This is a genomic window from Aeromonas sp. Y293-4 (assembly GCF_027705905.1).
Classification (GTDB): Bacteria; Pseudomonadota; Gammaproteobacteria; order Enterobacterales; family Aeromonadaceae; genus Aeromonas; species Aeromonas veronii.
In genome coordinates this window covers 1-16,696 of record NZ_JAPDCI010000002.1, presented here as the reverse complement: position 1 = coordinate 16,696, position 16,696 = coordinate 1, and the positions used below count along the sequence as shown (strand labels likewise).

Below are 16,696 nucleotides of genomic sequence, written 5' to 3'. Positions count from 1 at the left end.
TAGAAACATTTCTGATTTTTAGTATACACATAATGTTCTTGTTTTTTTCATATTGTGCTATTTATCTCAATGACAGAAGGGTTGACTATGTTACTTTTTGTTTTGTGATCTTGTTCTATGTGCTTTTAATCTTAACAAGAGCAGGTTACGGTACTGATGAATTGGTATATAGAGCGGCATACAATGATTATTTAAATTCATCAAGTAATTTTGATTTTGAATATTCATTTCGATTTTTGTTTGAAATATTTAAGTTTTTTGGTGTAAAAAGTGAATATTTCAATAACGCGATAGGTATGCTGCATTTATTTTTAATATCTTTGATTATAGTCAGGCACATAAAATCACCGTATCGATCCTTATGCATGGTTTTTTTAGTATTCAACTATGTATCATTGGACCTTATGTTTAATATTTATCGACAAGGCCTTGCCTTGTGGGTGCTGCTTTTAGCTATCTTTAGCTTCCTTGAAAAGAAAATATTATATTTTTTTATCTTTGCATTTGTGTCGGTAGGCTTTCATTGGTCTGCTGGCTTGATTATTGGTTTATTCATCATTTCAAATATTAACTACAATTATGGACTAAAACATAGTATTACTGTTTTGACATGTGTAGTCGTTTTTGTCTTTATGGTTGAGCCTAAGATATTAACTTTATTGATTGATCTTATTTCAATGTTGTCGTTGAGCGAGTTTTTAGTTGCTAAGCTACGATTTTATTTAGACAGTGACAATAGCTCGCTATACGATTTAAATGTTTTTGGTAGAGTAAATAATTTAATTATGCCGTTTTTATTTTTAATTTTTACACAAATTTTTTACGAAAGGATCCCACGGCAATTAACGAGATTTATTGTGCTTGTGAATGTATATTGTGTTGTTTTCATAGAAATCGCTTATAGTTATAGGAATTATTATTGGTTACTGCTATTACTGCCTTTCTTAATTTGCCACGTTTTGAGTGTATACAAACTAAATACAAAAGATTTAAAATATATTAGTTTTATTTTTTGCGTGTTGCACTTATCAGTCTCGGTGTTGACATATTATTCATTAGTGACGTTTTCAATGGTTTTTTTAGCGTGATTAAAGCTTAGGTTCGCGTTTTATGGTAAGTAGAAAAGTTTTGATTTTACTTGCTGCATATAATGGTGAAAATTCAATTTTAGAACAATTGAAGACTATTTTGCAACAAAAAGACAGCGTTGTTGATATTGATGTTAGTGTCGATGTAAGTACAGACAATACACTTTATATTTGTTTAAATTCAGCTAAGGAAAATAATAATATTTCCGTATTATCTTATGGTGAACGTTTCGGTGGTGCAGGTAAGAACTTTTATCGTTTGTTAAAAGATACAGATTTAAGTGGCTATGACTATATTGCCTTTAGCGACCAAGATGATATCTGGCCAGAAAATAAAATAGCAAAAGCAATTGAAAAGTTGCAGCAGTATGATTGCTATTCTGCCAATGTCACGGCCTTTTGGGAAGATGGTCGTGAAGTGTTGATCGACAAAGCTCAGCCACAACGTGATTGGGATTATCTGTTTGAGGCGGCAGGGCCTGGCTGCACCTATGTGTTCAAACGTGACGTAGCGATTCAATTTAAGGCGTGGTTATTAGAGCGCTATGAACAAGTCGGCGAAGATATTGCATTACATGACTGGTTGCTTTACGCGTTTGCTCGTAGCCGGGGTTATAACTGGTTTATTGACCCCGAGCCAATGATGTTGTATCGGCAACACGCTAATAATCAGGTCGGAACAAATAACAGCTTTAGGGCGGCTAAAAAACGACTGCACATGATAAAAAGTAAGTGGTACCGTAAACAATGTGCCAAGATTTCTGAGCATTTGGCGTTGCATCATTTTCCTATTGTTAAGTATGGTTTAAATAAAGGGTATGTTGGTAACTTATATTTGCTTTTTCATGTCAATCAACTAAGACGTAGGCGGCGTGATCGAGTTGCACTGTCTATTGCCTTATTGTTTAATCTGTTTTGAGTGCTAGAGAACATTAATGATTCTACTAACAGGTGCCACCGGGTTTGTGGGTAATGCAGTGTTAAAGCAGCTAATGCAACAACCGGAAGTGGCAGTCCGAACTTATGGTCGCCGTGCACCGGCTGGGGTGAGGTATGACCGTGCTGCCGATGCCAGTCCTCAAATGATGAGTCATGTGACGGGTGAGATTAGTGCAGCTGCGGATTATGCCCCGGCCTTGGTTGATGTTGATGTGGTCATTCATTGTGCTGCGCAAGCGCATGTGATGAATTATTCAGATAATAATGGAATAGATATTTATCGGGATGTTAATGTTGATGGGACGTTGCATTTAGCTCGGCAGTCGATTACGGCGGGTGTGAAGCGCTTTATCTTTATCAGTTCTATTAAAGTGAATGGTGAATCAACCAGTCATGGTCGCCCATTTACGCATAATTGTGATACTGCCCCTGAGGATGCCTATGGATGTTCAAAGCAAGCAGCAGAGGATGGGTTGCGACACCTGGCTGCCAATTCTGGCATGGAGCTAGTAATTATTCGTCCACCTCTCGTTTATGGCCCTGGGGTGAAAGGCAATTTCTCTTCCTTACTGGCTCTAGCTAAAAAAAATCTACCGTTGCCATTGGGGGCTATTCATAATCAACGCAGTATGGTTGCCCTGGATAATCTGGTCGATCTTATTATTATCTGTATCCGTCATCCACAAGCGGTGAATCGAACATTTTTAGTCAGTGATGGAGATGATATTTCAACCACGCAATTGCTTGTGATGATGACTCTAGCAGCTGGTAAGTCACCAAGGTTATTGTCAGTGCCAATGAGTTGGTTAAGGTTGTTGGGACGGGTGACCGGCAAACCGGCTGTGATTGAGCGATTGTGTGGTAATCTATTGGTTGATATCAGCTATACCAAAGAGATATTGGGTTGGCAACCACCGATATCTGTGGAGGAAGGGATTAAACGCTGTTTTATTGAGGATGAAGAAAAATGTTAATTCGAATGCTTGATTTTTGTGCAGCATTTTTTGGGTTGTTATTTCTTTGGCCTATTTTACTGGTCGTTACTCTGATAGGGCTGCTTGATACTGGTTCGCCCATTTTTGTGCAAGAGCGGGTGGGGCGTTACAAGAAGCCATTTAAGCTGATTAAATTTCGCACCATGTCGATCGATACCCAGTCGGTGGCGAGTCACTTGGCTAGCACTAGTTCCATCACCAAGCTTGGTGCGTTTTTACGCAAAACGAAAATTGATGAACTACCGCAGCTTATCAATGTGCTTAAAGGGGAGATGAGCTTGGTTGGGCCACGTCCTAATCTCTTTAATCAGGAGGAACTGATCAAAGAGCGCGATGCATTGGGGGTGTATGAGGTTCTACCTGGTATTACCGGTTTGGCACAGGTTCAAAACATCGATATGTCAACTCCGGGATTGCTTGCCAAAACAGATCGGCAGATGATAGATACCCTGACATTAGCACGCTACTTCCGTTACATCATTATGACGGCAACCGGTAGCGGTGCTGGTGATGCTGTTGGGTCTAAGTAGTGTTACCATGAATTATTCTGTTTGATCTTCTTCACCGTTGTTAACTAAATGGTCCCATTATGTTGGATTACTTCTTGGCTATTCCCCGAGTTTATAAGCAAGCTGTTAGTATTTTTGTAGATTTATTGTTGCTCTGCTTGGCGTTTTGGGGAGGTTATTGGGTAAGGCTGGATGCCAATATTCCATTGCAAAGCTTATCACATTGGCAAATGCTTACATTCTTGCTGCCAATTACCATCCTCGTATTTATGCGGTTAGGGCTTTATCGCGCGGTATTACGATATGTTGGTTTCAAGGTGTTGTGGACGGTATCACTCGGCGTTCTTCTGTCTACCATGTCTCTAGTCATGCTGGCATTCTTTATGGAAGTTCCACTTCCTAGAACGGTATCTGTTATCTATTTTGCGTTTTCAGTGTTGCTGGTCGGTGGTGTGCGGCTGTTTTTTCGGGCGCTGGTTCAGCGCACTGGTCAGCAACGGGTCGCGGTGCTGATTTATGGTGCTGGATCTTCCGGGCGACAGTTGCAACTTGCGTTGAATCAAGGGCAGGAGTACCTGCCTGTGGCGTTTGTTGACGATGACTCCGCATTGGTTAAGACCGTGATTCAGGGGGTGAACGTTTACAGTACTGACTCTATCGAGGCATTGATTGAGCGCTTTGATATTAAAAAAATCTTGCTGGCTATGCCTAGTGCCTCGCGTAGTGTCAGGCAAGCGGTGATCAATCGACTAGAACAGTGCCCATGTGAGGTGCTCTCCATCCCTGGTATGGCAGATCTGGTTGAGGGGAAGGCCCATATCGATGAGCTTAAAGAGGTCAGTATTGAGGACCTGTTGGGGCGTGATTCGGTTGTCCCGATCCCAGAGTTGATCAATGCCAATATCTCTGGAAAGCGGGTGATGGTGACGGGGGCGGGCGGTTCTATCGGCTCTGAATTGTGTCGCCAGATCATCCGTTGTAAACCCGCGCAATTAGTGTTGTTTGAGCTGTCTGAATATGGCTTGTATGCCATTGATAAAGAATTGCAAGAAATCAGCCGGCAAGAAGGATTGCAAGTTGAGATAGTGCCACTGCTGGGGTCGGTACAGCGACAACATCGTTTGCAAGCAGTGATGAGCACTTTCCAGGTCCAAACGGTTTACCATGCTGCGGCTTACAAGCATGTCCCTCTGGTTGAATACAACGTAGTTGAAGGGGTGCGTAATAACGTCTTTGGTACCCTTTACTGCGCCCAGGCAGCCATCAGAGCAAAGGTGGAAACTTTTGTATTGATTTCGACTGATAAGGCGGTACGCCCTACTAACACCATGGGGACCACCAAGCGATTGGCCGAACTGGTGTTGCAATCGTTGGCTGCTGAACAGCGGAAAACCCGTTTTTGCATGGTGCGTTTTGGTAATGTTCTAGGCTCTTCGGGTTCTGTTGTGCCGCTCTTTCGCAAGCAGATCCGCGATGGTGGCCCTTTGACCTTGACCCACCCAGACATCATTCGTTATTTCATGACTATTCCTGAGGCATCACAATTGGTGATCCAAGCAGGGGCAATGGGGCAAGGTGGGGATGTATTTGTGTTGGACATGGGCGAGCCAGTCAAAATCATTGATTTGGCCCACCGGATGATCCGTTTGAGTGGCCTGAAGCTCAAGAGCGACAAATACCCCACTGGTGATATCGAGGTTAAGATCACCGGCTTGCGCCCCGGTGAGAAGCTGTTTGAGGAGCTACTAATTGGTGAGCAGGTTGAGGGCACTGCCCATCCCCGGATCATGAAAGCATCTGAGTTAATGCTGCCATGGCCACAACTGCGGGAGTTTTTGGCCGAGCTTGATAGCGCTTGTTTCCGCTTTGATCATGAACAGATTCGCCACTTGTTGTTGAGTATGCCGACCGGTTTTAACCCCACAGATGGTATCTGCGATCTGGTGTGGCAGGCCAAAAAAACTTTGACGCATGAACCCTGTCTGAGTGTGGTCGAGGACATTGATTTTCTTAATTCAGAGAGCCCTCAACCCATTCATTAAGCAGCAGGCTTGACGGTATTCAGTATGATTTGCTCGATTTTTAGGTGACAAAAGATGTAGTTGGACTTGTAGGTGCCTAGCTCACCACATCAAATATTATTGTGCGTTCACTATGTTATGATGAAGGACATTTTGAATGTCAGTTGCATTACTTTCTTTAGTTACATTTGGTGGATTTGATAAAAATGATAGAAAAGGGATTGATGCTCTCACTGGCGTTGGTCGGCGGCTCAGTGTTGGCCGCACCGCAAGTGACGCCTGAGATGATGGCAAAATTTAAACAGTTGTCCCCTGCCCAGCAGCAGGCGCTGGCAGCACAATATGGTATTGACCCATCTCAGTTGGGGGCCTCATCGGCAAAAGCTAATGTTACCCCTGTCAATACAGCACCTGTTGCTGCGCCGCGTGAAGTCGATTATAGCCAGGCATCCCAGCGTCCTCTCTTGGCGGGTGTAGCACAAGAGGGGGAGTTACAACCCTTTGGCTATAACGTGTTTGCCGGTGAACCTTTAACTGATGCTCCAGTTGTTGATATGCCTGTTGCTGATGACTATGTGATGGGGCCGGGTGACGAGATCCGGGTGCAACTCTATGGCAAAGAGAATGCAAATTATACGCTGGCCATTGGCCGTGAAGGTTTTATCGATTTCCCTTCCCTTGGCCCTATTGCTGCCAGCGGTCAAACCTTTCAGCAACTGCGCACTGAACTGGAAAACCGGATCAAAGAGCAAAAGATTGGTGTAGAGGCGTTTATCAGTTTTGGCGCTTTGCGCACCATGCAGGTCTTTGTGATGGGCGATGCCTATCGCCCCGGTGCCTATAACGTCAATGGTATGGCTACCGTAACCCAGGCTTTGCAGGCCGCGGGTGGTATCGATACCGTTGGGTCACTGCGAAAGATCCAGGTCAAGCGTGCAGGTCAGAAAGTTATCGATGTTGATCTCTACAAGATGTTGGTATGGGGTGATACCAGCCAGGATATCCGTCTGCGCTCTGGTGATACGGTGTTTATCCCTGCTAAAGGGAGTGAGATCAGTATCGATGGTCTGGTGAAACGCCCAGCTATTTATGAATTGAGTAGCCCTGCGGCCTTGGTCAATGTACTGGGACTTGCGGGGGGGATGAAAGCCGCTGCATTGAAAGAGGTGTCGGTGACCCGATATGGTGAAACCGGGATGCGGGTATTCAACTTGAATCTGGCCAGTCAGCATGATCGCCAGTTTGTTGTGCGCGATGGTGACAAGATCACGGTCAAGCCGAGCAGTACCGAATATAGCCAGGCGATTGTGGTAAAAGGTGCCGTGGTTCGTGAAGGTGTATTCAGCTTCCAACCTGGAATGCGGATCAGTCGGGTTCTACAAAGTGCCGATCGTGATCTGACCTCTGTCACAGATTTGAATTACGCCCTGGTTGTCCGTGAAGTGGATGCGCAGCGCAACATCGAGGTGCTGCAATTTAATCTGGGGCGTGCACTGCAAATGCCTGGTGGCGAAGATGACATTCGTTTGCAGCCACGTGATCAGGTGCTGATTTTTAGCAATGATGCGACCGACCGATTGAAGCAGCTGGCGAATACACGAACCTCTTCAGCAACTATCAACAAACAGGCCCAACAACGTATTGCTCAACAAGCGGATGCGGTAGATATCGGCACTGGTGCTGATGTCAGCCGTGCGCAGCTTGCCAAAGAAGAGAAGATGACGTTGGCGGAGGTGTCTGGCACAACAACAACTGAGGCTATTGTTGGGGCTTCCCGTCAGGATCTTCTTGCTCCCGTTCTTGAACGTTTGAAAGCGCAAGCGGCACAAGGCAAGCCGGTACAGATTGCTGAAGTGCGCGGCGAGGTTAAATACCCAGGGATCTATCCTTTGACGCCCTTTAGCCGTACCCATGATTTGATCATGGCTGCCGGTGGTTTCAACGAACAGGCGAATGTGATCGAGCTATCACGGGTCAGCGAAAGGGGCAACGATATTGTGATTGATAATCAGCGCCTTGATTTGGCAACAGCGAATCGTGTCACTGGGTCACCTTTGGTGCAATCAAAAGACAGCTTAAACGTATTGCCTCATCCTCAGTGGCGTGAAGAAGCAACCGTACAGGTGTTTGGCGAGGTGAAGTATCCTGGGACCTATACAGTTCGTCGTGGCGAAAGCCTACAGGACTTGATCCAGCGAGTCGGCGGTATAACCCCTTATGCGAATCCGAATGGCGCAGTGTTTGCTCGCGAGGCGCTGCGCAAGCAGGAAGCTGAACGTATTGCGTTGTTGCGTGATGAGCTTAAGCAAGAGATCGCCACGATGACGTTGCGCCGTCAATCCAGCATTGCCAACTACACCAGCTCGCCTGCAGAGGCGATGACGGTCGTCAACCAGCTGGAAAACAGCAAGGCGGTCGGTCGCATGACTATCGACATGCCGGCGATATTGTCTGGTGACAAGCAGGCTGATGTAATGCTGCAAGATGGCGACAAGCTCTATGTGCCCGCATTGCAAAATGTGGTCTCAATTCAGGGGATGGTGCAGTTCCCATCTTCCCACGTCTACGATGGTAGCCTGAGCGTCAACGATTACCTGAGTCGGGCTGGTGGCACCAAGAAGCAGGCAGATACCGACCGCATTTATGTGATCAAGGCGAATGGCAGTGTGATGTTGCCAGGTGATAGCTGGTTTGGTGGCCGTAAGCACCTGGAGCCTGGCGATACAATCGTGGTGCCTGTTGATTCCGATTATCTGGATAACCTGAGCATCATGACTTCTGCTACCCAGATCCTTTATCAACTGGGTGTCGCGTGGAGTGCCATCAAGTAATTCCACACCTCATTTGATAGTCCATTTAGTCAGGTGGAAAGGCCACCTGGCTCTTTTGAGATTTGGCTAGTTATGACACAGATAAAAGAACACCCTCCCTTGCCTGTTGCGATGAGCGGTGGTGGGGAAGATGAGATCGATTTGCGTGAATTGTTTGCGGCGCTTTGGCGCGGTAAGTGGTGGGTTGCCGGCAGTACCCTGATTGGGGCGGTCATTGCCGTGCTGGTTGCCCTTTCACTGCCAAATATTTATCGCTCCGAGGCTCTGCTTGCGCCTTCTGCTGAACAACAAGGTGGCGGCCTTGCTGCTATGGCAGCCCAGTTTGGCGGGCTTGCCAGCTTGGCGGGGGTCAACCTCAGTAGCGGAGGACCGGACAAGACGGCTATCGCGGTCGAGATTGGGAAATCTCGCCAGTTTCTTAGCCATTTTATTCGCCAACATCAGTTGGAAGTGCCGTTGATGGCCGTAGTCAAAGCGGACAAGACGACTGGCGAATTGGTGATTGATGAAGAGATCTATGATGTGGCCAGCAAAAAGTGGGTGCGCGAAGTGCCCCCTGGCAAGTCGGTTGAACCAACGGACTGGGAGTTGGTCAAGGCATTTCGCGATGTTGCCAGTATCAGTCAGGATGCCAAATCGGGGCTGGTCACGGTTACGGTGGATTACTACTCGCCGGAGTGCGCTAAGCAGTGGGTTGACTGGTTGGTAGCCGATCTCAATGAGGCCATGAAGCTGCGTGATCAAAGCGATGCGACACGTAACATTACCTATCTCAAAGCACAGCTCGAGAAAACACCGGTCGCAGATATGCAGAAGGTATTCTATCAACTGATCGAGGATCAGACGAAAACCTTGATGTTGACAGAAGTGAATCAAGAGTACGTGTTCAAAACCCTTGATCCTGCTGTGGTAGCTGAAGAGAAAGCGAAACCTAAGCGAGCGTTGATAGCCGTATTGGGGACTTTGCTTGGTGGCATGTTAGGCGTTATGATCGTGCTGGTACGGCATGCAATGGGACGTACACTATCGTAATTGATTAAGGGCTCATCTGAGCGACTTACTCTGGCTTATTGGTTTGTTTCACGATATCCTGTTAGTACTTTAAATAATGTTTACACAAGGAAACTAGTAATGAAAAAATCAGCGTTGACTCTGGCTGCTCTGTTGGTTCTTTCTTCAAATGCTTTTGCTGCTGAAGAAACCACAGGGACTGCAGCGGGTTCCACAGCGGGCACTGCGGCTGTTGGTACCACCTCTTTGGTTGCTGTCGGTGTTGGTGCTGCCGTACTGGCAGCGGTTGTTATTTCAGAGGCAAACGACGACTCGACCAGTACCAGCACTAACACAACTACTGCTACCAAGTAAGTTGTTTGGTATTGTAATAAGGCTGCCATATTGGCAGCCTTATTTTTGTCACTTTGCAATCATTTTCCAATTCCACTGAGTGACCCGTCTATGTTTTATCTTCGTTTGTTTGTACCTTTGGGATTGTTACTCTTGAGTGGTTGTTCTGCCACCAGTTCTGATACCTATGCAACGCTCCGTTATGCCCTTTTGGGGGTGGATGATGTGCAGGTAACTGCTGAAAAGGTGCGAGAATTACCTTATGCCAGTGCTTATCTGCGAGTTGGTGATAACCCGCAAGCATTGGTAGTACTTGCGTTTGCAGATCCTGATGGTTCATTGAGCTGGGTGAGTTCTGATAATAAGCTTTTTGTTACCAAATCAGGTCGACTATACAAGACGGTGGGTTTGGAAAATGATCTCTATTTAGTGGCATCGACTTGGCCTGATCCATTACAAAAAATGGTAAATGTACCCGATATATCTTTGAACCTAGATTCCATGTCTTGGCAGTATACTGCTGAATGGGAAAAGGATTATGTGAGTGGATATAACATGCGGGCTAAGTTTATATCTGCTGTTCCAGAAATGTTGTTAATCCTTGATAAATCACATGATGTTATGTTGATTGACGAGTTGGTCAGTCTCGGACATGACCAGAACTCCTGGCATAATTACTATTGGTTTGAACCTAGTACAGGCAGAGTATTAAAAAGCCAGCAGCAATTGGGGCCGGACTTGCCGGTGATTGAAATGACAATATTAAAGCCGTACGCATTATGAAAAGATACCTGACGATCGGTCTCATACCATTTTTTGCTTTGGCTCAAGCTGATGTAAACGTGATTTTTGAACGTCATGCTACAGCGAAGATTGAGTTGCATGATGGAGCCAGACTTGCAGACCTGTTATTTAATGTTCAATTGCCAGATGATATATATTGGCGTACTGCACAAATAGCGAATGAAAAAACCATAGCGGAATTTCAGGCGACTAAAGAACAATTGCTCAAAGATCTTAAATCTCTTCAGGTATTTTGGATGCAAGAGGGTGACAAAGGTGCATTGATCCAGTCAACTCAGCAGTTACTACAAGAGCTGGACAAAGTTCCTGTCAGTGGTCGTTTGTCAATCGCATTAGACCCTGCTAAATCCAGAGTTGACCCGCATGGTAATCCACTGTTGAAAGGGCAGTACACACTTTTTCTTGCTTCAAGGCCCGATTTTATCTACTTCGTCGGACTGATTAACGGTCGCAGTAAGCAGCTGCTTCAGCCTGGTGCCAGTTTGGCAACCTATTGGCAGGATTACCGCTTGTTGGCTGGCGCTGCGCAGCATGAAGCATTCCTGATCCAGCCTGACGGTTTTATCAGCCGCGTTCCTGTCGCTAATTGGAACAAACTGCATCGTGAACCTATGGCGGGAGCTACGCTGTTTGTCGGTTTTGATTCCCAAATCCTTCCAGAGCAATATAAGGATATCAATATTCGTATTGCCAATCTGATTGCTAATCGAGTGCCAGAATGATGCTGCCTAAATTGAAATATATTGCAATCTTTGTTTCAGGGGCGGTTTGTGCTGCAGAGTCTGTTATTGATCCTTATGGTCCCTCACAAGGTGACTTCGGTGGGGTGGGGCTGCTTCAAATGCCTACTGCACGAATGGCCAAAACAGGTGAATTCAGTGCCAACTATGTTGATAATGACCAGTATCGTCGATGGTCCATTTCTGCACAGCCATTTGATTGGTTTGAGGCGACACTAAGATACACTGATGTAAGAACAAGAAAATATAGTCCGAACGAAGATTTTAGTGGTGATCAAACCTATAAAGACAAAGCGATGGATTTCAAGTTCCGTCTCTGGAAAGAATCTAACTATCTGCCACAGGTTTCCGTGGGCTTTAGAGATTTAATGGGGACCGGTCTCTTTGATAGTGAGTTTATGACGGCTAGCAAACGCTATGGTCCATTTGATTTTACGATCGGTATCGGCTGGGGAAATATGGCCGAAAGTGGTAATATTAACAACCCATTTTGTGAGTATAAAGATAGCTGGTGTCAAAGAAATTCTGGCTATTCTGGTAGCGGTGGTAAGTTTGAAGTTGATAGCTTGTTTCATGGATCAGCGGCACTCTTCGGTGGTATTGAGTATCAGACGCCATGGCAACCACTCAGGTTGAAGCTGGAATATGATGGTAATGATTATAGCAAGGAGTTCGCTGGCCATATTCATCAAGATTCACCTTGGAATGTAGGTGCGGTGTACCGTGTGTTCGATAATCTGGATAGCCATCTAAGCTGGCAGAGAGGAAACACCTTGATGTGGGGGGTGACTTTTCGGACTAACTTTAATGATATGAAACCCGCTCATATTGATCAGCCGAGACCCATTTATCAGCCTGACCAAGTTCCTGTCACCATGACAGATGTGAAGTGGAAGGCGCTAACTGCCGATTTGAAAGAGAATGCTGGTTGGCAGGATACAGAGTTTTACACAACCACTAATTCTGTGACTGTCATCGGTAAGCAGAGCAAGTATCGTAATAAGAGTGAGGCGATAAAGAGAACCTCTTTGTTAGCAGCAAATTATCTGCCTAGTACAGTTCATGAGCTGAATGTTGTTGAACGTAAGGCGAACTTCCAGTTACAAGAGACCAGCATCGATCTTCCATCTGTTCGTCGTGCAAATGTGGTACAGGTGTTGGGAGAGGAACAGCATGAAAAATCAACAATACAGGCACCAGGAAAAATTCAGGGGAAACCCACCTATGCCGCTGAGCGCAAAGCCTTTTCATACTCTTTTGATCCAGATCTGACGCAATCATTTGGTGGTGCTGAGTCTTTCTATATGTATCAGTTAGGCATTAACGCAAATGCCGATTGGCGTATAAATGTAAACAACTGTTTGCAAGGTACGCTGTTTGTTAATCTGGTGAATAACTACGATGAGTTCAATTATAAGGCTCCTCCTCCAGATGGCGCAGCTTTACCACGAGTTCGTACGTGGGTTCGTGAGTATGTAGATTCTTCAAATGTATTACTCAACAACTTGCAGTTAACCCATATGCAACCACTTGCTCAAGATTGGTACGGGCAAGCTTATGGTGGATATTTGGAGATGATGTATGCCGGCGTTGGGAGTGAGGTGCTCTATCGCCCATACGGTAAGACTTGGGCCATTGGTGTTGATGCAAACTGGGTGAAACAGCGAGACTGGAACAATACCCTGAAAATGGCTGATTATGATGTAATGACTGGACATGTTACTGCGTATTGGCAGTTACCATTCGTGAGTAATGTCACTGCTAAAGTCTCCGTAGGTCAGTATCTGGCTGGTGACAAAGGCGCTACATTCGACTTCTCCAAACGGTTTGATTCGGGCGTTGTCTTGGGAGGGTATGCAACATTTACCAATGTCTCTGCAGACGAGTATGGTGAAGGTAGCTTTACCAAAGGAATTTATGTCACGATACCGTTTGATTTGATGCTGCTCAAGCCAACAACCGCGAAAGGAAGCATTGGATGGGTTCCTTTGACACGGGATGGAGGCCAAATGTTGAGTCGCAAGAATGGTCTTTACGGCTTGACTGAGCTGCAGTAATCGAAAGTTGCCATAGGACTGATCTTTCTTCATCAAACAGGGCGAGCAGTTGTACACTGCTCGCCCTTTTATTACCTGCCTAAGATATATGGCAATCTGAGGGAATTATGCTAGGAATGCATGATGATTAAATACCTAGGTGGTTTGTTTGGCGTACTTTTTATCGCTTATTGGTTGTTGGGCATGCACTTTTTTATGCACAATCCTGGTGGTGCGGGGCTGTATTTGCCCTTTAACGCATGGGGATGGGTGTTTGCCTCGTTGGCTATTGGATTGGGATTGTGGCAAGTAACGTTACGCCAGCGTCTGCTCTTTTCTCCATTGCAAACGGGCTTATGGATAGGGGCACTCTTGCTACTGCTCCCGATGCTCTATCCAGGTTTTGCACTCAAGGATTATGCCATTCCCCGATTGCTGGGACTTTTTGCTGGACTGCTGTTTTTGTTTGGACTCTATCAATGGCGCTTTGATAAGGCGCAGCGTGATCGCTTGCTCTATCTCATCCTGATTGCGATCGCGATAGAGGCATTGCTGGGGCTGGTGCAATTCTACCTCTTAACGCCAGGAAACTGGATTGGCTATGACACCAAAGCCAATCGCCCTTACGGGATCTTTCAACAGCCAAATGTGATGGCGACATTTATGGCAACTGGCCTTGCCCTTGCTATCTGGCTGGAATTACGCCGAGAGGGGGGGCGATTGCTGATGGCGTTGCGCTATGGCGTCATTCTATCTGCAGCACTGCTGCTCGTTGTTTTGCAATCCCGAGTGGGGCAGTTAGGCGGTCTGCTAGCACTGTTTTTACTGATGCCTCAGCTTTATCGACAGCGGCTGCTATGGCGGATATTGGGTCTGGTTATTTTGGCTGTAGCGATTGGCCTGTTATCACAATATTGGCTGGCTGGAGCAAAACGCGGATTAGAGATCTATCAGTCCGGTGGTATGCGCTCTATTTACTGGCCTTACGCGGCAAAACTGATTGCACAGGCTCCCTGGAGTGGTTGGGGATACGGCAGTTTTGAATCTGTTTTTCTTCATCACTACATGGCTGATAAAGCACTGAATCCGTCCATGGTGCAGATTGAGTACAATCTCGACCACCCCCACAACGAGTTTCTCTATTGGGCTGTTGAGGGCGGTATTGCACCCATGGTCGGCATGGTGATCATGGGGGGCGCATTATTATGGCGTCTGGCGAGTGTGCGTTGGGTAAATGCCATGGGACTACTTGCTTTGGTTACACCGATATTGCTTCATACCCAGACGGAATACCCGCTCTACCATGCGATCGTGTTGTGGTGGCTGTTGCTGACGCTGATTTATATCATCGATACCGAAATTGAGGAGACCAACCTGGCGAGTCAGGGTTTCTCATCATGGTGGGATATGGAATGCCGCCCATGGCTGTTACTGCGATTTATGGCGATCGCTATCCCGCTGCTGGTTGTTCCCTTTATGCTCACAGCAATTCACACCGCATGGGTAGTCACCAAGTACGAAAGAGGTGGGTATAAAGAGCCGACTTTGCTACTTGATATCGTCAATCCCATTGCTTGGTTGACCCGAGTGGAATTTGATGTGAACTCAGTTCGTCTGATGGTGGGTTTGCAGACAAATAACAAGACCGAACTGGAAGCTTATCTGGAGTGGGGGCAGGCATTCGTACGCCATACACCGCGTGCCAACATATACGCTAATATGGTGATCGCGCTTAAGGCATTGGGTCGTACAGAGGAGGCCAATGCGATGCGAGCTGAAGCACTTAAGCTCTATCCAACCGAGCCCCTTTTAACTGGATCTGCTTCACAGGCTGTGATTACCGGTGTTGACCAATCAGGCAAGAATATAACCAAAAATAAATAGTGCTATTTGGATACATAGAAAGCCAGCCGTTAAAAACACCTGGCTTTTTTATTTTTTACCTTCTGGACTACCAGTATCTGAACAGTCTGTTTTCGGACGCATGCGTCTGTCAAACGGGCTATGAACGACATATTTGAAATGTCATGTGATGATTACAACTAATTGATTGATATATGATTTTATTGAGGGTGTTGAATGGGTTGATAGTCAATTGGGATATCACCCTCATCATCGGGTAAAGGGACAGGGTCTAGATGTGTTCATTGCTAAACAGATAGGCGTAGTTTTGTCACATGATGTTGAACGTATGGTAGAAATGTGCGCTCAGGCTTATAAAGCAGGTTACCGAGTTAGTTTTGTTGGATGTTGAACTGGAAATTAATGAGTCTTGAAATACCTATGTTTCTTGAACACAAGATGGTAATCACCTCTCTACCCAGAAGATCTGCATTCCAGCCAGTTTGTTATTGATAGTGGCAAGCATTCGATCTTGATGGTGAAATTTAAGAAAAAAAGAACGTTAATATAGAAAAACTGTATGTTCTCGCGAATTGTCCATGCTATTCTGAAACAGTTATCCCTGTAACCGACTTTTTTGTGAGGAAATAATGAACGAGTTTCTGAAAGTTCTGCTGAACATTCGCAGTCTGCGTGCGGCTATTCGTGAGCTGCCGTTTGAGCAACTGCTGGAAGCTAAAGAGAAGTTTGACCTGGTTTACCAAGAGCGCGCCGATTCTGTTGAACAGGAGCGTGCTGAACAAGAAGAGCGTCAGCGCAAGCTGAATGAATTCACCGAAATGCTGCAGCAGGCTGGTATTGATCCTCGCGAGCTGTTGGCGACTGCCGCTGCTCCGGCTGCTGCGACTGGCGCTGCCAAGAGCAAGCGTGCTCCGCGTCCGGCTAAATACAAGTACGAAGAAGATGGCCAGGAAAAAACCTGGACCGGTCAAGGCCGTATGCCGAAAGCCATTGCTGCTCAAGTAGCACTGGGTAAAGACCTGAACGATTTCCTGATCTAATTCGTCAGGTTCAGAGATTGAATAATGCCGCCTTTGAGCGGCATTATTTTTGCCGTTTTACTCGTGGTTATCCAATCTGCCCCTTCGCCCCATTGTTATCTACATCCTCGCTTGTATCCTTTTTACCATCGTTTCACTTCACTGTTACTTTGCTCAATATCACTCGTTGTTTTCGATTAATTTTGTCGTGCAGGATTAACTGCGTGATATCGCTATTTGTATGCGTCGCGCAGATATGCGCTTCGGATATGTCTCTCACGATTCACAGGGCGCCGCTTGGTAAGATCCGAGCTCTCTGCTGATGGAATATCCGGTAACCGTTATCTCCGATCAGGGGGCGTGAGGGATAGAGATAGCCGCAAGGTATGGCCGGGATATTCTGGGTCGCCGATGCATGTAATTGGCTGCGCCGTGAATTCAGATAATAAGTGCAATGCCCATGGTGCATAGGAGAGAGGCGGTCAACTACCAGTTAGGGTACGCTTC

At 46.1% G+C, this 16,696-nt stretch carries 13 protein-coding genes; all 13 read left to right on the top strand.

The window, feature by feature from the left end:
- Window positions 1–32: 32 nt before the first annotated feature.
- Window positions 33–1,088 (top strand): EpsG family protein, encoded by a 1,056-nt coding sequence (locus OKC31_RS02245; protein WP_270656137.1) that lies wholly within the window; start codon window positions 33–35, stop codon window positions 1,086–1,088.
- Between the two features lie 22 nt (window positions 1,089–1,110).
- Window positions 1,111–2,007, top strand: coding sequence for a glycosyltransferase (locus tag OKC31_RS02240; protein WP_270656136.1), 897 nt, complete (start codon window positions 1,111–1,113; stop codon window positions 2,005–2,007).
- A 16-nt stretch (window positions 2,008–2,023) separates the two neighbouring features.
- Entirely contained in the window at window positions 2,024–3,001 is a 978-nt protein-coding gene (locus OKC31_RS02235) for a UDP-glucose 4-epimerase family protein (RefSeq protein ID WP_270656134.1), read from the top strand.
- Entirely contained in the window at window positions 2,995–3,552 is a 558-nt protein-coding gene (locus OKC31_RS02230; protein ID WP_270656133.1) for a sugar transferase, read from the top strand. Before OKC31_RS02235 ends, OKC31_RS02230 begins: the two co-directional genes overlap by 7 nt.
- 59 nt (window positions 3,553–3,611) lie before the next feature.
- A complete protein-coding gene (locus OKC31_RS02225; RefSeq protein ID WP_270656131.1) occupies window positions 3,612–5,573 on the top strand; it encodes a polysaccharide biosynthesis protein in 1,962 nt (653 codons plus the stop codon).
- A 185-nt stretch (window positions 5,574–5,758) separates the two neighbouring features.
- Window positions 5,759–8,383 (top strand): SLBB domain-containing protein, encoded by a 2,625-nt coding sequence (locus OKC31_RS02220; RefSeq protein ID WP_270656129.1) that lies wholly within the window; start codon window positions 5,759–5,761, stop codon window positions 8,381–8,383.
- A 72-nt stretch (window positions 8,384–8,455) separates the two neighbouring features.
- Complete coding sequence (locus OKC31_RS02215; protein WP_270656126.1) at window positions 8,456–9,415, top strand: Wzz/FepE/Etk N-terminal domain-containing protein; 960 nt, start codon at window positions 8,456–8,458, stop codon at window positions 9,413–9,415.
- A 99-nt stretch (window positions 9,416–9,514) separates the two neighbouring features.
- Window positions 9,515–9,748, top strand: coding sequence for an exopolysaccharide production protein YjbE (gene yjbE / locus OKC31_RS02210; RefSeq protein ID WP_236563270.1), 234 nt, complete (start codon window positions 9,515–9,517; stop codon window positions 9,746–9,748).
- Between the two features lie 90 nt (window positions 9,749–9,838).
- Window positions 9,839–10,510, top strand: a complete 672-nt coding sequence (locus OKC31_RS02205) for a YjbF family lipoprotein (protein WP_255912523.1) — start codon at window positions 9,839–9,841, stop codon at window positions 10,508–10,510.
- On the top strand, window positions 10,507–11,253 hold the full coding sequence (locus tag OKC31_RS02200) for a capsule biosynthesis GfcC family protein (RefSeq protein ID WP_255912521.1): 747 nt from the start codon (window positions 10,507–10,509) through the stop codon (window positions 11,251–11,253). Before OKC31_RS02205 ends, OKC31_RS02200 begins: the two co-directional genes overlap by 4 nt.
- Window positions 11,250–13,328, top strand: coding sequence for a YjbH domain-containing protein (locus OKC31_RS02195; protein ID WP_270656124.1), 2,079 nt, complete (start codon window positions 11,250–11,252; stop codon window positions 13,326–13,328). Before OKC31_RS02200 ends, OKC31_RS02195 begins: the two co-directional genes overlap by 4 nt.
- A 123-nt stretch (window positions 13,329–13,451) precedes the next feature.
- Window positions 13,452–15,191, top strand: coding sequence for a PglL family O-oligosaccharyltransferase (locus OKC31_RS02190; protein WP_270656319.1), 1,740 nt, complete (start codon window positions 13,452–13,454; stop codon window positions 15,189–15,191).
- Between the two features lie 608 nt (window positions 15,192–15,799).
- The gene (locus OKC31_RS02185) at window positions 15,800–16,210 is read left to right on the top strand and encodes an H-NS family histone-like protein (protein ID WP_005344269.1); all 411 of its coding nucleotides are present in this window, start codon (window positions 15,800–15,802) and stop codon (window positions 16,208–16,210) included.
- The last annotated feature ends 486 nt before the right edge of the window (window positions 16,211–16,696 follow it).